We start from the raw sequence: 15,875 nt of genomic DNA, 5'->3' as shown, positions 1-15,875 counted from the left end.
CCTAATCTGTAGGCGTTTTCTTTATGTTATATCAATCTAATTGTAATATTTTTAATATAAGTCTAAAGCCTGAGTAACATTAAGTCTGTATTATATAGCCTGTACTAATTTTGAAACAAAAAAGGAGCATATAATGCAAACAAATATTTTTAAAACTAAATCTAACACAATTAAGCTTGGTCTTGCCGGTGTAGCCGCAGCAGTAGCACTAATCGCCCCAACAGTTGCTAACGCTGATTCATACACTGTTCAATCAGGTGATACACTTTCTGAAATTGCCGTAACTTACAACACTACAGTTGAAAAATTGGCTTCAGTAAACAACATTGCTGACGTTGACTTCATCACTGTAGGTCAAATCTTAGAACTAGATCCAGAAGCTACTGTAGCATCAGTAGAAACTTCTGCAGTAGAAGCTGCTCCAGCAGCTAACTCAGCTGAAGTTGTAGCTGAAGCGCCAGCACCAGCAGAAACAACTACAACATCATCATACGCATCAAACTTGGGTACTTCAGATGCTCAAGCTAAAGAAATCATTGCTCAACGCGAATCAAGCGGTAGCTACACAGCTCAAAACGGTCAATACTATGGTCGTTATCAATTGACAATGTCATACCTAAACGGTGACTTGTCAGCTGAAAACCAAGAACGTGTTGCAGACTCATACGTTGCAGGACGCTACGGTTCATGGTCAGCAGCCCTTGCATTCTGGAATGCAAATGGTTGGTACTAAGATTTAGAGATAGAATTACCAGTATTAGAATGAAAAAATCGGAGAATATTCTCCGATTTTTTTGGTTTGTTTCCGATAAATTAGCGTTTTCATCGTGAAAATGGAGTTAATTTCAATATCTCTGTAATATTTTTAACATATTTTCAATCTCAGAGTAATAAACAAATTATATGATAGGAAACAGGAGTTTAGAGAGGTATATATTTTATTTATCATGTATAGTAAAATCAATAATAAAGCAATTAGAAATATAATTATCAGCGTCCTAGGCGCTATTTTAATGACAACAGTGGTTGTTGCACTTGCTCCAAAAATTGAGGCATTTGCAGAAACAATTACAACTAGTTCAGAAACAAAAGTTATTAAATCTACTTCAGAAAGTTCAGAAGTATCATCAGAAAGCTCTAGTTCTACAGAAACTAGCAGTTCAAGTTCAGTAGAAGAAAGCGAAGCAGTTGAACCATCATCTACTGAGGAAGTACAAGAGCCTGAAGTAACTTATGTTGAAGAAGCCCCAGTTGAGGCATCTACTGTAGATACGACAGCTAGCACAGTAACAACTGTAGCATCTTCTACGGACTCATATGTAGCACCTAATGGTAATACAGCAGGAGCAATTGGCTCAGCGGCAGCAGCACAAATGGCTGCGGCTACAGGTGTTCCTCAATCAACTTGGGAAGCTATCATTGCACGTGAGTCTAACGGTGACCCAAATGTTGCTAACGCATCAGGTGCATCAGGTCTATTTCAAACAATGCCTGGTTGGGGTTCAACAGCAACCGTTGAAGATCAAATTGCAACAGCTATTACAGTTTACAATACTCAAGGGTTATCAGCTTGGGGATATTAATAAAAAAGAAAAAGCACTAATCATCTTATAAAGATGATAGTGCTTTTTTTAAATCTTCAGGTTGATAGCAAATGGACTCAGCTCCGTGTTCCTTTAGGCTTTCTAGACTACCAAAGCCCCATGTTACCCCAAGTCTTCTAACACCAGTTTTTTTACCGCCAATCATATCGAATTTAGTATCGCCAACGATAACGGCTTCGTGTGCTTGAATTTTTTGCTCTGTCAGACAAGCTTTAATAACGTCTGCCTTATGGAAGTGTTGAGGTGTAGAGCCATAGACTTTTTCAAAATGTGAAATGATACCAAGGTCTGTTAACATCTGTCTTGCCATTGGCTGATGTTTACTTGTTGTGACAAAGAGTGAATAGTTTAAATGATTTAACTCTTCTAGCACATCAGAAATTCCTTCATAAAGTGCAACTTGATGAATTCCTTTAGTACCATAATAGTCTCTAAAAGTTTTAATAGCGTGATTAATGTCATCAGTTTGGTCAAAATAATTCCCAAAAGTGACTTCTAAAGGTGGACCGATGAATGTTGACAATTGTTTGTCAGTCTGTGAAGGTAATTGTAACTTTTCAAAAGCGTAATTAAATGCCGCCTTGATGCCTGGACTTGAATTTACCAGTGTTCCGTCTAGGTCAAATAGAATTGATTTCACATTTACTCTCCTGTAAATTTTGTAAACATTAATTGACAACTCCGTCAATCGTTAAGTAATTTTTGCATTTAGTATTTAAATACTAAAATTTTATTCACCAAATATTTTAGCCTGAAGACGACGTCCAGTTGGTGTAGCTGCGAGCCCGCCTTCGGCGGTTTCACGAAAGGCTGTTGGAAGACTTGAACCAACTTGGTACATGGCATCAACGACTTCGTCGACAGGAATTTGCGATTCGATACCAGCTAGGGCCATGTCGGCAGCAACAAGTGCAAAACTAGATCCTAAAGCGTTACGTTTAACACAAGGGACTTCAACGAGGCCTGCGACAGGATCACAAATAAGTCCAAGCATATTTTTAATAACAAAGGCAACTGCTTGGCTAGCTTGGAAAGCAGAGCCACCTGCTGCTTTGACTAGCGCAGCTGCACTCATTGCTGAAGCAGAACCAACCTCGGCTTGACAGCCACCTTCAGCACCAGAAATAGAGGCGTTATTTCCGATTACTAGACCAAATGCTCCTGCAGTGAACAAAAAGTCGAGTTGTTCTTTTTCAGAAAGGTTTAGTTTGTCGATAGCAGTTGTCAGTACAGCGGGTAGGCATCCGGCAGAACCAGCTGTTGGAGTGGCACAGACAAGTCCCATTTTTGCATTTAGTTCATTTACAGCAATCGCATTTCGAACTGCTGTAAGAACAGTGGTATCTGACAATGTTTTACCTGATTTTAGGTAGTTGTCCATTTTGACAGCATCACCGCCAGTTAGACCGCTGATAGATTTGCTTGGTGTCAATCCATCAGTAACAGAATTTTTCATGACTTGAAGATTTTTTTCCATAATATGGATGATTTCCTCACGGCTACGTCCACTTAATTCAGTTTCCGTTGTAATCATCAGCTCAGCGATGTTACCGTCAAATCTCTGTTCTGCTTGTTCGACTAATTCTTTAATAGAATAAAACATCTTTTTCCTTTCTAATCGAAGAAGTTTACGTTATGTAAGTGTGGAATGTGTTGAATTTGTTCGACAGCTTGGTGACAATCACGTGAATCCACTTCGATAATCATAATCGCTTTTTCACCAGCACGCTCACGAGTAACATTCATTTGAGCAATATTGATATTGTGCTCAGAAAGGATGTCTGTTACCTTAGCAATCATACCAGGGATATCTTGATGAACGATGATTAGAGTAGGTGTATTCATCTTGAGGGAAACAGAAAAACCATTGAGTTCAGTGACTTCGATATTTCCACCGCCGATTGACACACCAGTGATACTCATAATTTTATCCCCTTTTTCTACGGTAATTTTAGCCGTGTTGGGGTGAGGAGCGTTGCTGTCTTTTAAAATATCCCAATAAATGCGAACTCCTTTTTGGTGGGCGATTTCTAATGAATTTTTAATATCTGGGTTGTCAGTATCCATTCCTAGAATACCAGCAACGAGTGCTTTATCAGTTCCGTGTCCACGGTAAGTTTTAGCAAATGAATTATATAAATGAAATGTTACGGAATCAGGGATTTCTCCGAAAATAGAGTTAACAATTTTTCCAATACGAACAGCTCCAGCAGTGTGGCTGCTTGATGGGCCAATCATAACAGGTCCGATAATGTCAAATACGGATTGGAATTTAAGATTTTTCATATCTGCTCCTTTAAGAATCTATGCTTACTTATTATAACAAAGGATATGACTTGGGTAAACGATAATAAACCGCTTAACTTGATTAAAAATGAGAAAAAAATGTAAAAGGAAAGCATAAAAGACTTACATAATAGAGAATTCATGTTATAATAGATTTCGCGTGGTTTCACGCGTTCAAAATCGACCTTCAAATCGATTTTTGAAAACCTAGGCCCTTCAAGCCTATGTTCGAAAAAAATATCTTGATGGGAGGATTATCATGACAGATAATTCAAAAACACGTGTTGTTGTCGGTATGAGTGGAGGCGTTGATTCGTCTGTAACAGCTCTTCTTTTGAAAGAACAAGGTTACGATGTTATCGGTGTTTTCATGAAAAACTGGGATGACACAGATGAATTCGGTGTGTGTACAGCAACCGAAGATTATAAAGATGTAGCAGCTGTAGCTGACCAAGTTGGTATTCCTTACTACTCTGTTAACTTTGAAAAGGAATATTGGGATCGCGTTTTCGAATATTTCTTAGCGGAATATCGTGCAGGACGTACACCAAATCCAGATGTTATGTGTAATAAAGAAATCAAATTTAAAGCTTTCCTTGATTATGCCATGACACTTGGTGCTGATTACGTGGCGACTGGACACTACGCACAAGTTTCTCGTGATGAAGATGGTACAGTTCACATGCTTCGCGGAGCAGACACTAACAAAGACCAAACTTATTTCTTGAGCCAATTGTCACAAGAACAATTGCAAAAAGTAATGTTTCCGCTTGGTCATTTGGAAAAACCAGAAGTACGTAAAATTGCAGAACGTGCAGGTCTTGCTACGGCTAAGAAAAAAGATTCAACAGGAATTTGCTTTATCGGTGAAAAGAACTTTAAACAATTCCTTAGTCAATATTTACCAGCACAAAAAGGTCGTATGATGACTGTTGATGGTCGTGATATGGGTGAACATGCTGGATTGATGTACTATACAATTGGTCAACGTGGAGGCCTTGGTATCGGTGGTCAACAAGGTGGCGATAACGCTCCTTGGTTTGTTGTCGGAAAAGATTTGTCAAAAAATATTCTTTACGTTGGTCAAGGATTCTATCATGAATCATTGATGTCAACTAGCCTTGATGCTTCAAGTATTCACTTCACACGTGATATGCCAGAAGAATTTACAATGGAAGTAACAGCTAAATTCCGTTACCGTCAACCGGACTCAAAAGTTACTGTTCATGTAAAAGGTGACAAAGCAGAAGTTGTTTTTGCTGAACCACAACGTGCTATCACACCAGGTCAAGCTGTCGTATTCTATGATGGTGAAGAATGCCTAGGTGGCGGTATCATCGATATGGCTTACAAAGACGGCGTTGCTTGCCAATACATCTAATTGACAAGTTTGTAAAGATAAGTTGACATTTTAACTTAATTTGATACAATAATCATAACAATAATCATGATGGTCAAAGCTCATGAGAATTGTGCGTTTTTACTGCACAATTTTCGAGGGTTTTGATCATTTTTGTGTTTTATAAATCATTTTATATTTGGAAAGGAATGCTTTAAGTAGATAGTTAGATTTTAAGCTGTTCAAATTGGATAAAACCTAGTAACTGTTTACTTGATATTGTAATTAAATCATGACACATGAATTTGCTGAAAATTATGATGTAATTGTTGTTGGTGCAGGGCATGCTGGTGTTGAAGCTAGTTTGGCTGCAGCTCGTATGGGTTGTAAAACAATGCTCGCTACAATCAACTTGGAAATGTTATCCTTTATGCCATGTAATCCTGCAATTGGGGGTTCTGCTAAAGGGATTGTCGTTCGTGAAATCGATGCCCTAGGTGGGGAAATGGGTAAAAACATTGACAAGACTTACATCCAAATGAAAATGCTCAATACTGGTAAAGGTCCTGCTGTACGTGCTCTTCGTGCTCAAGCTGATAAGGCACTTTACTCACGTACAATGAAGCATACGGTTGAACAACAAGAAAACTTGACTTTACGTCAATCAATGATTGAAGAAGTTCTAGTTGAAGATGGAAAAGTTGTTGGTGTTCGTACAGCTACTAACCAAAAATTCTCAGCTAAAGCTGTTGTTATCACAACAGGAACAGCTCTTCGTGGAGAAATTATTTTAGGGGAACTCAAGTATTCATCAGGTCCTAATAATAGCTTGGCTTCTATCGGTCTTGCTGATAATTTGAAAGAACTTGGACTTGAAATTGGACGTTTCAAAACAGGAACACCTCCACGTGTCAAAGCAAGTTCTATCAACTATGATGAAACAGAAATTCAACCAGGTGATGAAAAACCAAATCATTTCTCATTCATGTCAAATGACGAAGATTATCTTAAAAATCAAATTCCTTGTTGGTTGACATACACTAACCAAACTAGTCACGATATTATCAACAAAAACCTTTATCGTGCACCAATGTTCTCTGGTATTGTTAAAGGTGTTGGTCCTCGTTATTGTCCATCTATCGAAGATAAAATTGTTCGATTTGCGGATAAAGAACGTCACCAATTATTCTTAGAACCAGAAGGTCGTGAAACTGAAGAAGTTTACATTCAAGGTTTGTCAACTAGTCTTCCTGAAGATGTTCAAAAAGAATTGATTCACTCTATCAAAGGGCTTGAAAATGCCGAAATGATGCGTACAGGTTATGCGATTGAGTATGATATTGTTCTTCCACACCAATTGCGTGCAACGCTTGAAACGAAGAAAATCTCAGGGCTTTTCACAGCTGGTCAAACTAACGGAACATCAGGTTATGAAGAAGCTGCTGGTCAAGGTATCGTTGCTGGTATCAATGCTGCTTTGAAAGTTCAAGGTAAGCCAGAAATGATTCTTAAACGTAGTGATGCTTATATCGGTGTTATGATCGATGACTTGGTAACTAAAGGAACTTTGGAACCTTATCGTTTGTTGACAAGTCGTGCAGAATATCGTTTGATTTTGCGTCATGATAATGCAGATATGCGCTTGACTGAGATTGGTCATCGTGTTGGTTTGGTTGATGAAGAACGTTATGCTCGTTTCTTGAAGCGTAAACGTCAATTTGACAATGAATTGACACGATTGTCAAGCCTTAAAATCAAGCCAGTCAAGGAAACAAACGCTCGTATCGAAGCATTAGGTTTCAAACCGTTGACAGATGCCTTGACAGCTAAAGAATTCATGCGTCGCCCTGAAATCAATTATGAAATTGCAACAAGTTTTGTTGGCCCTGCTGAAGAAAAACTTGATAGCAAAGTGATTGAACTTTTGGAAACAGAAATCAAATACGAAGGTTACATCAACAAAGCTCTTGATCAAGTGGCTAAGATGAAGCGCATGGAAGAAAAACGTATCCCTGCTAATATCGATTGGGATGATATTGATTCTATTGCAACGGAAGCTCGTCAAAAATTCAAGAAAATTAATCCGGAAACTATCGGTCAAGCTAGCCGTATTTCAGGGGTTAACCCAGCTGATATTTCAATCTTGATGGTTTACTTGGAAGGTAAACAAAAACACCATCGCCATCATGAAGATTAAGTCATCAAACTGTAATTATTAAACCAAGCGCAGCCCTATTAAATAGGGCTGTTTTATGGTATAATTGTAAGCTAAGAGGTTAACCAATGAAAAGATTTCGATTTGCAACTATCCACTTAGTCATGATTGGCCTTATTTTATTTGGCATCTTGGCTATTTGTGTCAGACTTTTTCAGACGGAGTCAGCTATCTTAGCTGCAATCTTTTTGGCGCTTTCTTTACTTGTAGCTTTGCTCTACTATCAAAAGGAAACTTATGAGTTATCAGAGCTTGAACAAATTGAATTGTTAAATGACAAAACAGAAGTTGGATTAAAACATCTTTTGGAACAAATGCCGGTAGGTGTTGTTCAATTTGATCAAGAAACAAATGAGGTAGAGTGGTTTAATCCATACGCAGAGCTTATTTTTACCAGTGAAGAAGGAGAGTTTGAGGACGATATCATTCGGAGAATTATTGGGAATAAGCGTGAAGGTGATGCTAGTCAGACATTCGAGTTGAATGGCAATAAGTACTCATCTTACATTGATTCATCAACGGGAATTTTCTATTTCTTCGATACATCTATGGGAAATCGTCAGTTAGGCGATGCGGCTTTTTTGCGCCCGGTAATTGGAGTTATTTCAATCGATAACTATGATGACATTACAGATGATTTGTCGGATGCTGAGATTTCACAAATCAACAGCTTTATTGCCAATTTTATTTCGAATTTTACTAAATCAAAAAATATTTTTTATCGCCGTGTTAATTTAGATCGTTTCTATTTTTTCACAGATTATGCGGTGCTAAGCACTTTAATTGACGATAAATTCAATGTTTTGGAGGCTTTCCGAAAGCAGGCAAAAGAAGAACATAATTTGCCATTGACACTTAGTATTGGGGTGGCTTATGGCGATGATAATCACCAACAAATTGGACAAGTTGCCTTGCAAAATTTGAATACTGCGCTTGTCCGAGGCGGGGACCAGGTTGTTATTTGTGAAAATGATGAGCATAAGAAACCATTGTACTTCGGTGGTGGCTCTGTTTCTACCGTTAAGCGAACTCGTACGCGTACGCGTGCCATGATGACTGCTATTTCAGATCACATTAAAGGTGTTGATCGTGTGTTTGTGGTTGGTCACCGTAACATTGATATGGATGCGCTTGGTTCTGCTGTTGGTATGCAATTCTTTGCAAGTAATGTTAATGAAGAGTCTTATGTGGTTTACAATCCAAATGAAATGACTCCAGATATCAAGCGTGCTATTAAACGATTGCAAGAGGATGAAAAGACTAAACTGATTACGATTAATCAGGCTTTGTCAATGTTGACTGAGAGATCATTGTTGATTATGGTCGATCACTCTAAGATTGATTTGACCTTATCGCAAGAGCTCTATAATAAGTTTAACGATGTGATTGTCGTTGACCATCATCGTCGTGATGATAATTTCCCAGAAAATGCTGTTTTGACATTTATTGAAAGTGGTGCAAGTAGTGCCAGTGAACTTGTTACAGAGTTGATTCAATTTCAAAATGCTAAGAAACGTTTGAGTAAGATTCAAGCAAGCATCTTGATGGCTGGTATTATGCTTGATACTAAGAACTTCTCAGCAAGTGTTACAAGCAGAACGTTTGATGTTGCAAGTTATCTTCGAGCTCATGGTAGTGACAGTATTGAGATTCAAAATATTTCTCAAACAGATTTTGAGGAATACCGATTGGTTAATGAATTAATTCTTCGAGGTCGCAGAATTTATGATAATATCATCATTGCAAGTGGGCGTGATGATGTTAATTACAGTAAAGTAGTTGCTAGTAAGGCGGCAGATACCATGTTATCTCTAGCTGGTATCGAGGCGACATTTGTATTGGTGCAAGTAGCACCAAACACAGTTGCTATCTCAGCACGTAGTCGTAGTAAGATTAATGTCCAACGTATGATGGAAGAAATCGGTGGCGGTGGTCACTTTACATTGGCTGCTTGTCAGCTAGAAAATACGACTGTCAGCCAAGCTGAAGCGATGCTACTTGATGTGATTGAAAATGATTTAAGAGAAAATATGGAGGCAGAATAATGAAAGTAATTTTTCTAGCAGATGTTAAAGGAAAAGGTAAAAAAGGCGAAATTAAAGAAGTTCCAACTGGATACGCTCAAAACTTTTTGATTAAGAAAAATCTTGCTAAAGAAGCTACTAATCAAGCCATTGGTGAATTAAAAGGAAAACAAAAGTCAGAAGAAAAAGCGCAAGCTGAAATTTTGGCTGAAGCAAAAGCTCTTAAAGCAGAGCTTGAAAAAGAAGAAACTGTTGTTAAATTCACTGAAAAAGTTGGTCCAGATGGACGTACTTTTGGTTCAATTACGGCTAAGAAAATTGCAGAAGAATTGTCAAAACAATTCGGTCTAAAAATTAACAAACGTTCTATTACTTTAGATCACCCAATTCGTGCAATTGGTTCTGTCGAAGTACCTGTGAAATTACACAAAGAAGTAACAGCTGAAATCAAATTAAACATTAAAGAAGCATAATCGCATTCGAGCTTATTAGGGGAGGTGAAAAGCTTGGCAGAAGAGCCAGAATTGAGAGTTCAGCCACAGGATTTATTAGCAGAGCAATCTGTACTAGGTTCTATTTTTATCTCACCAGATAAACTCATCACTGTTCGTGAATTTGTTAGCCCAGATGATTTTTACAAATACTCACACCGCGTTATTTTTAAAGCTATGATTACCTTAAGTGATCGTAACGAGGCTATTGATGCAACGACTGTGAGAACCATTCTTGATGATCAAGGAGATTTGCAAAATATTGGTGGCTTGTCTTATATTGTTGAGTTGGTTAACAGTGTTCCAACAAGTGCCAATGCAGAATATTACGCTAAGATTGTTGCTGAAAAAGCAATGCTACGTAATATCATCTCTAGATTGACAGAAACGGTAAATCTAGCTTATGAAGGAGCTACCGATTCAGAGGATGTGATTGCTGGTGCTGAAAAAGCTCTTGTTGAGATTAATGAGCACAGTAATCGTAGTGGTTTTCGTAAGATTTCAGATGTCTTGAAAGTTAACTACGAAAACTTAGAAATTCGTTCACGCCAAACGAGTGATGTTACGGGACTACCGACAGGTTTTCGTGATTTGGATAAAATTACGACAGGTTTGCACCCAGATCAATTGGTTATTTTGGCTGCGCGTCCAGCCGTCGGGAAGACTGCTTTTGCGCTAAATATTGCACAGAATGTCGGAACTAAGCAAAATCGACCAGTAGCTATCTTCTCTCTGGAAATGGGTGCTGAAAGCTTGGTTGACCGTATGTTAGCTGCTGAGGGAATGGTCGATTCTCATCACCTCAGAACAGGTCAACTTACCGATCAAGAATGGAATAATATTACGATTGCTCAAGGTGCGCTTGCCGAAGCGCCAATTTATATTGATGATACACCAGGTATTAAAATCACTGAAATTCGTGCGCGTGCGCGTAAACTATCTCAAGAAGTCGAAGGTGGACTTGGTTTAATCGTTATTGATTACCTTCAGTTGATTACGGGTACACGTCCAGAAAACCGTCAACAAGAGGTTTCTGATATTTCACGTCAATTGAAAATCTTGGCAAAAGAGCTAAAAGTGCCAGTTATCGCACTGAGTCAGTTGTCTCGTGGTGTCGAACAACGTCAAGATAAGCGTCCGGTGCTGTCTGATATTCGTGAATCAGGATCTATCGAACAAGATGCCGATATTGTAGCTTTCTTGTATCGTGATGATTACTATCGCCGTGAGGGTGAAGATAGCGATGAGGCTGTTGAAGATAATACAATTGAGGTTATCTTGGAAAAAAACCGTTCTGGTGCGCGTGGGACAGTAAAACTCATTTTCCAGAAGGAATACAATAAATTTTCTAGTATTGCGCAGTTTGAAGAGCGTTAATAAAATTAAGGAGTACAATAAAATATGAGCGATGCATTTGCAGATGTTGCTAAGATGAAGAAAATTAAAGAGGATATTAAAGCACACGAGGGTCAATTGGTTGAATTGACACTTGAAAATGGCCGTAAACGTGAAAAAAATAAAGTTGGTCGTTTGACTGAAGTATACCCATCATTATTTATCGTTGAATACAATGAAAATTCTGATGTTCCGGGTGCTATCAATAATTCTTACGTTGAATCATACACTTATTCAGATATTTTAACTGAAAAAACATTGATTCGTTATTTTGATTAAATTAATCTTAGAATTAGCATACAAAAGGCTTTACAGGGCCTTTTTTTTATGTTAAACTAAGTTCCGTGTGAAATAATAGCGGGAGAGTATGAAGCTCGTCAACAGTTGGCTCTTCTACAGTTTTTCTTTTTATAGAAAAGCTTCTAGAAGTCGGAAAAGTAATCTTGGCTGTTTAGATGAAAGTCAACTGCACGAATCAGGATTCTCTAAATTGTTATTTCCTACAAAATTTTTATTTTATAGGAGGACATTTTAAATGTCACGTTATACTGGTCCATCATGGAAACAATCACGTCGCCTTGGCTTGTCTCTTACAGGTACAGGTAAAGAATTAGCACGTCGTAACTACGTGCCAGGTCAACACGGTCCTAACAACCGTAGCAAACTTTCTGAATACGGTTTGCAATTGGCTGAAAAACAAAAACTTCGTTTCACTTACGGTGTAGGTGAAAAACAATTCCGTAACTTGTTCGTACAAGCTACTAAAGTTAAAGGTGGAACTCTTGGTTTCAACTTTATGGTTCTTTTGGAACGTCGTCTTGACAACGTTGTTTACCGTCTAGGTCTTGCAACTACTCGTCGTCAAGCTCGTCAATTCGTTAACCACGGTCACATCCTTGTTGACGGTAAACGTGTTGATATCCCTTCATACCGCGTAACTCCAGGTCAAGTTATCTCAGTTCGCGAAAAATCAGCTAAAGTACCTGCTATCCTTGAAGCTGTTGAAGCTACTCTTGGACGTCCAGCATTCGTATCATTCGACGCTGAAAAACTTGAAGGTTCATTGACTCGTCTTCCAGAACGCGACGAAATCAACCCAGAAATCAACGAAGCTCTTATCGTTGAATACTACAACAAAATGCTTTAATTCTCAGTTTATTGAAGTATTTAAAACCACGGTTTTTGCCGTGGTTTTTTTTGTTTTAAAAAATAAAAAACCGCCTAACGGCGGTAAAATTGCCTAAAGAGGCAATAATTTTAAAATGAGATTAGTCATTTGACGTGGCGATTCTTTCTTGCCTTTAGCAATCCATGATTGACATACTCCAAAAAAGGCATAGGCGAAATAAATGCTGCTATATTCACGTTCGACAGGAGATAGAACCTCGCGTCCAAAACGATCTTGTAGGTCTGTATTGATGAAGATACGGACTTTATTGATGATAAAGGTTTGAAATTCGCGTGTCCCATTCGCTGAAATCAAAGCTGACAATAATTGTTCACGTTGTAGAAATTCGAAGATTTCCAAAAAAGCGTGTTCTTTGCTTCCTTCATGTTTTTCAAAAATGTACTCAACTTGGTTGAAGAGCGTCTGTTGGTAAGAATCAATTAACTCAAATTTATCTTTGTAGTGTGTATAAAAACTTGAGCGACTGATACCAGCTTCCTTGGCGATTTTAATAGCTGTAATGTCATCAAAACTTTCAGATTTTAAGAGAGTTACCATCGCCTCTTGGATAGCTTTTCTTGTGTTTGCTTTGCGGTTGTCATGTGCCATACTAAAAACTCTTTTGAACACTTTTAGACATGGTGTCCAAAAACCCCTTCTTTTGTCTTGAAATAATTTTTTATCCTTGTATAATATATTTTATCATAATTTTTGAACAGTGTGTCTAAATTAGGAGAAAATATGTTAGAAGAATTAAAAGCACTTATTAAAAATCCTAAACTTTGGGTAACAATGATTGGGGTTGCGCTTGTGCCAGCTCTTTATAACCTGTCATTTATAGGCTCTATGTGGGACCCTTACGGTAGTTTAGATAACTTACCAGTGGCAGTTGTAAATGAAGACAAGACAGCAACGCTTAATGACAAGAAATTAACAATCGGTGACGACATGGTAGACAGCATGTCTAAAAATAAAGCTCTCGATTATCATTTTGTTAGTCAGAAAAAAGCTGATAAAGGCTTAAAAGATGGTGACTACTATATGGTTATCACTTTGCCAGAAGATTTGTCAGAGAAAGCTTCAAGCTTGCTAACAGATAAACCGAAGAAACTAAACATCAAATACCAAACAACAGCTGGTCGTAGTGTGGTTGCTTCAAAAATGAGTGAATCAGCAATGACTAAGCTTAAGGATACTGTCTCAGAAAATATCACGAAGACTTATACGAAAGCAGTCTTCAAAAGTATGACTAGTCTTCAAGATGGTTTGAAAAAGGCTAGTGATGGTGGAACACAACTGGTTGATGGAAGTCAAAAGCTTGAATCAGGTAGCCAAACCATTACAGATAACCTTAATAAAGCCGCATCAGGAAGCCAACAACTTGCTGATGGTTCAACAACACTTGTTAATGGTCTTGGTGAATATACAGCTGGTGTTGGAAAACTAGCACCTGGTCTTGACAAACTCTCTGGAGGTGTTTCAGCATATACCAATGGTGTCGGCAAATTATCAGCTGGTTTGACAGAAAAATCAGGTAAGATTTATGATTATGTCGATGGTGTAGGCAAATTATCAGCTGGTCAATCTGCCTTTGAAACAGCAGTAACCTCATATACTGATGTCGTAAGTCAGCTATCAGCAGGCTTAACTCAATTAAATGCTAAATCTAAAGATTTAACTGACGGCATTAATCAATTACAAACAGCAAGTAGTAACAATCTAGATCAATTGATTGCAGGTGCGACTAGCCTAAATAACGGCTTACAAGCCATTCAAAATGAACTAAATAATACAAGCTTGCCAGACACTTCACAATTGCAAGCAAATCTTAATAATCTAAATCAACTTGGACAAAATTTGTCTGCGATGAGTTCAGCGATTTCATCTATTAATAGTTCAGACTTGGCAGCAGTACAGTCAACATCAGCTTATCAAAGCCTTAGCCCAGAGCAACAAGCTGAAATTGATGCGGCTATCACTAATAGTGCTGGTGCAACAACTGCAAATAATTTAACAAGTCAAATTTCAGGTATTCAAACACAGCTTGCCTCACTTCAAGATTTATCAGCTCAATTAACGAATTTATCAGCTCTTCTTGATAAAGTGGCTACCTTAAAAGCTAATGCTTCAACTGCCAGTGCAGGAAGTCAACAATTAGTAAATGGTTTGACACAATTTAAAGCCGGTTTCTCAGACACAGCACTTCCAGCCTATGCTTCAGGTGTTTCTAACTATACAGCTGTAGTAGGTCAATTAACTGCAGGAGCTAACCAAATAGTTGGTAATAATAAGCCACTACTAGATGCTGAATCTCGATTGAACTTAGGAAGTAATGAATTAGCTTCTCACAATGATGAGGTTAAAGGCGGCGTTAAACAGGCAACAGATGGCGCTAATCAACTCGATTCTAAAAGTGATGAGTTAAGAAGCGGTGCAAGTGAAGCAGCATCAGGTGCTAACAAGTTAGCTTCAAACAATGATAAGCTAAATAGTGGTGCTAAGCAATTACAATCAGGGGCACAAGAATTAGCTTCTGGTTCAAGCAAATTGGCTGCAGGTAGTGGCACATTGACAAATGGATTGACAACAATGACAAATGGGTTGACAACATTGACAACGTCACTTTCTGATGCAAGTCACCAATTATCACTTGTCTCTGTGGACGGTAAGAATGCAAAACTTGTTTCTGAACCTGTTTCTACAACAGCTAAGGATAAAGATAGCGTGAAAACAAATGGTATTGGTATGGCGCCTTACATGATTGCTGTATCGCTTATGGTTGTTGCTCTTTCAACAAACGTAATCTTCGCTGATTCATTGTCAGGTCGTCCTGTTAAGAATCGCTTTGAATGGGCAAAACAAAAATTATTTATCAATGGTTTAATTTCAACAGCAGGTTCAATCATTCTTTATATAGCTATTCACTTTCTTGGAGTTGAAGCTAATTATGGTTGGCAAACACTTCTCTTCATCATCTTGAGTGGATGGACATTGATGGCACTTGTTACAGCCTTGGTCGGTTGGGATAACCGTTACGGTTCATTTGCTTCATTGCTTATGTTGCTCTTACAAGTAGGGTCTGCAGGTGGATCATATCCAATCGAACTTAGTCCGAAATTCTTCCAAGTTGTACATCCGTACATGCCAATGTCCTACATTGTTTTAGGTTTACGTCAAACTATTTCAATGACATGCTCAATCGGAAAAGAAGTTGGCGTTCTAACTGGATTCCTTATTGCCTTCATGGTATTAGGACTTATCATTTATAGAAAACAAGACGCAGAGTAAAAATATGTTTACACTTAATTGACAACAGTGTAAATAATCTGTTTATAAAAAAGGTATCGCATTGC

14 protein-coding genes are annotated in these 15,875 nt (G+C 38.1%); 10 read left to right on the top strand and 4 right to left on the bottom strand.

The features are described from left to right. The first annotated feature begins 133 nt into the window (after positions 1-133). Together ACNTMY_RS09350 and ACNTMY_RS09345 are read left to right on the top strand one after the other, a co-directional pair. Entirely contained in the window at positions 134-733 is a 600-nt protein-coding gene (locus tag ACNTMY_RS09350; RefSeq protein ID WP_423216239.1) for a LysM peptidoglycan-binding domain-containing protein, read from the top strand. 214 nt (positions 734-947) lie between these two features. Further along, on the top strand, positions 948-1,583 hold the full coding sequence (locus ACNTMY_RS09345) for a transglycosylase SLT domain-containing protein (protein ID WP_423216238.1): 636 nt from the start codon (positions 948-950) through the stop codon (positions 1,581-1,583). Between the two features lie 25 nt (positions 1,584-1,608). On the opposite strand, the gene ACNTMY_RS09340 is transcribed toward ACNTMY_RS09345, so the two are convergent. From ACNTMY_RS09340 to sdaAB, 3 genes are all read right to left on the bottom strand, one after another. Further along, positions 1,609-2,244: an HAD hydrolase-like protein gene (locus ACNTMY_RS09340; protein ID WP_423216237.1), complete on the bottom strand. Its 636-nt coding sequence runs from the start codon at positions 2,242-2,244 to the stop codon at positions 1,609-1,611. A 90-nt stretch (positions 2,245-2,334) separates the two neighbouring features. Then, the gene (gene sdaAA, locus ACNTMY_RS09335; RefSeq protein ID WP_423216236.1) at positions 2,335-3,207 is read right to left on the bottom strand and encodes an L-serine ammonia-lyase, iron-sulfur-dependent, subunit alpha; all 873 of its coding nucleotides are present in this window, start codon (positions 3,205-3,207) and stop codon (positions 2,335-2,337) included. An 11-nt stretch (positions 3,208-3,218) separates the two neighbouring features. After that, on the bottom strand, positions 3,219-3,890 hold the full coding sequence (gene sdaAB, locus ACNTMY_RS09330) for an L-serine ammonia-lyase, iron-sulfur-dependent subunit beta (RefSeq protein ID WP_423216235.1): 672 nt from the start codon (positions 3,888-3,890) through the stop codon (positions 3,219-3,221). Between the two features lie 259 nt (positions 3,891-4,149). Between sdaAB and mnmA the strand changes: the two genes are divergently transcribed. The 7 genes from mnmA to rpsD all read left to right on the top strand — a co-directional run bounded on the left by mnmA (position 4,150) and on the right by rpsD (position 12,501). Then, complete coding sequence (gene mnmA, locus ACNTMY_RS09325) at positions 4,150-5,271, top strand: tRNA 2-thiouridine(34) synthase MnmA (protein WP_423216234.1); 1,122 nt, start codon at positions 4,150-4,152, stop codon at positions 5,269-5,271. Between the two features lie 250 nt (positions 5,272-5,521). After that, positions 5,522-7,426, top strand: a complete 1,905-nt coding sequence (mnmG, locus tag ACNTMY_RS09320; protein ID WP_423216233.1) for a tRNA uridine-5-carboxymethylaminomethyl(34) synthesis enzyme MnmG — start codon at positions 5,522-5,524, stop codon at positions 7,424-7,426. An 86-nt stretch (positions 7,427-7,512) separates the two neighbouring features. Further along, positions 7,513-9,489, top strand: coding sequence for a DHH family phosphoesterase (locus tag ACNTMY_RS09315; protein WP_423216232.1), 1,977 nt, complete (start codon positions 7,513-7,515; stop codon positions 9,487-9,489). Further along, the gene (gene rplI, locus ACNTMY_RS09310; protein WP_423216231.1) at positions 9,489-9,941 is read left to right on the top strand and encodes a 50S ribosomal protein L9; all 453 of its coding nucleotides are present in this window, start codon (positions 9,489-9,491) and stop codon (positions 9,939-9,941) included. The genes ACNTMY_RS09315 and rplI overlap by 1 nt, the downstream gene beginning before the upstream one ends. A gap of 33 nt (positions 9,942-9,974) precedes the next feature. Then, complete coding sequence (gene dnaB / locus ACNTMY_RS09305) at positions 9,975-11,336, top strand: replicative DNA helicase (protein WP_021143357.1); 1,362 nt, start codon at positions 9,975-9,977, stop codon at positions 11,334-11,336. A 24-nt stretch (positions 11,337-11,360) separates the two neighbouring features. Beyond that, complete coding sequence (locus ACNTMY_RS09300) at positions 11,361-11,633, top strand: Veg family protein (RefSeq protein ID WP_003066965.1); 273 nt, start codon at positions 11,361-11,363, stop codon at positions 11,631-11,633. A 256-nt stretch (positions 11,634-11,889) separates the two neighbouring features. Then, entirely contained in the window at positions 11,890-12,501 is a 612-nt protein-coding gene (gene rpsD / locus ACNTMY_RS09295) for a 30S ribosomal protein S4 (protein WP_004233633.1), read from the top strand. Between the two features lie 93 nt (positions 12,502-12,594). On the opposite strand, the gene ACNTMY_RS09290 is transcribed toward rpsD, so the two are convergent. Further along, entirely contained in the window at positions 12,595-13,131 is a 537-nt protein-coding gene (locus ACNTMY_RS09290; RefSeq protein ID WP_423216230.1) for a TetR/AcrR family transcriptional regulator C-terminal domain-containing protein, read from the bottom strand. 132 nt (positions 13,132-13,263) lie between these two features. On the opposite strand from ACNTMY_RS09290, the gene ACNTMY_RS09285 reads away from it, so the two are divergent. After that, positions 13,264-15,810, top strand: coding sequence for a YhgE/Pip family protein (locus tag ACNTMY_RS09285; protein WP_423216229.1), 2,547 nt, complete (start codon positions 13,264-13,266; stop codon positions 15,808-15,810). Positions 15,811-15,875 lie beyond the last annotated feature (65 nt).

Source organism: Streptococcus equinus, from assembly GCF_049393735.1.
Lineage (GTDB): Bacteria > Bacillota > Bacilli > Lactobacillales > Streptococcaceae > Streptococcus > Streptococcus equinus_G.
The sequence above is the reverse complement of the archived record's forward strand: the minus strand, read 5'-3'. Positions and strand labels throughout refer to the sequence as shown.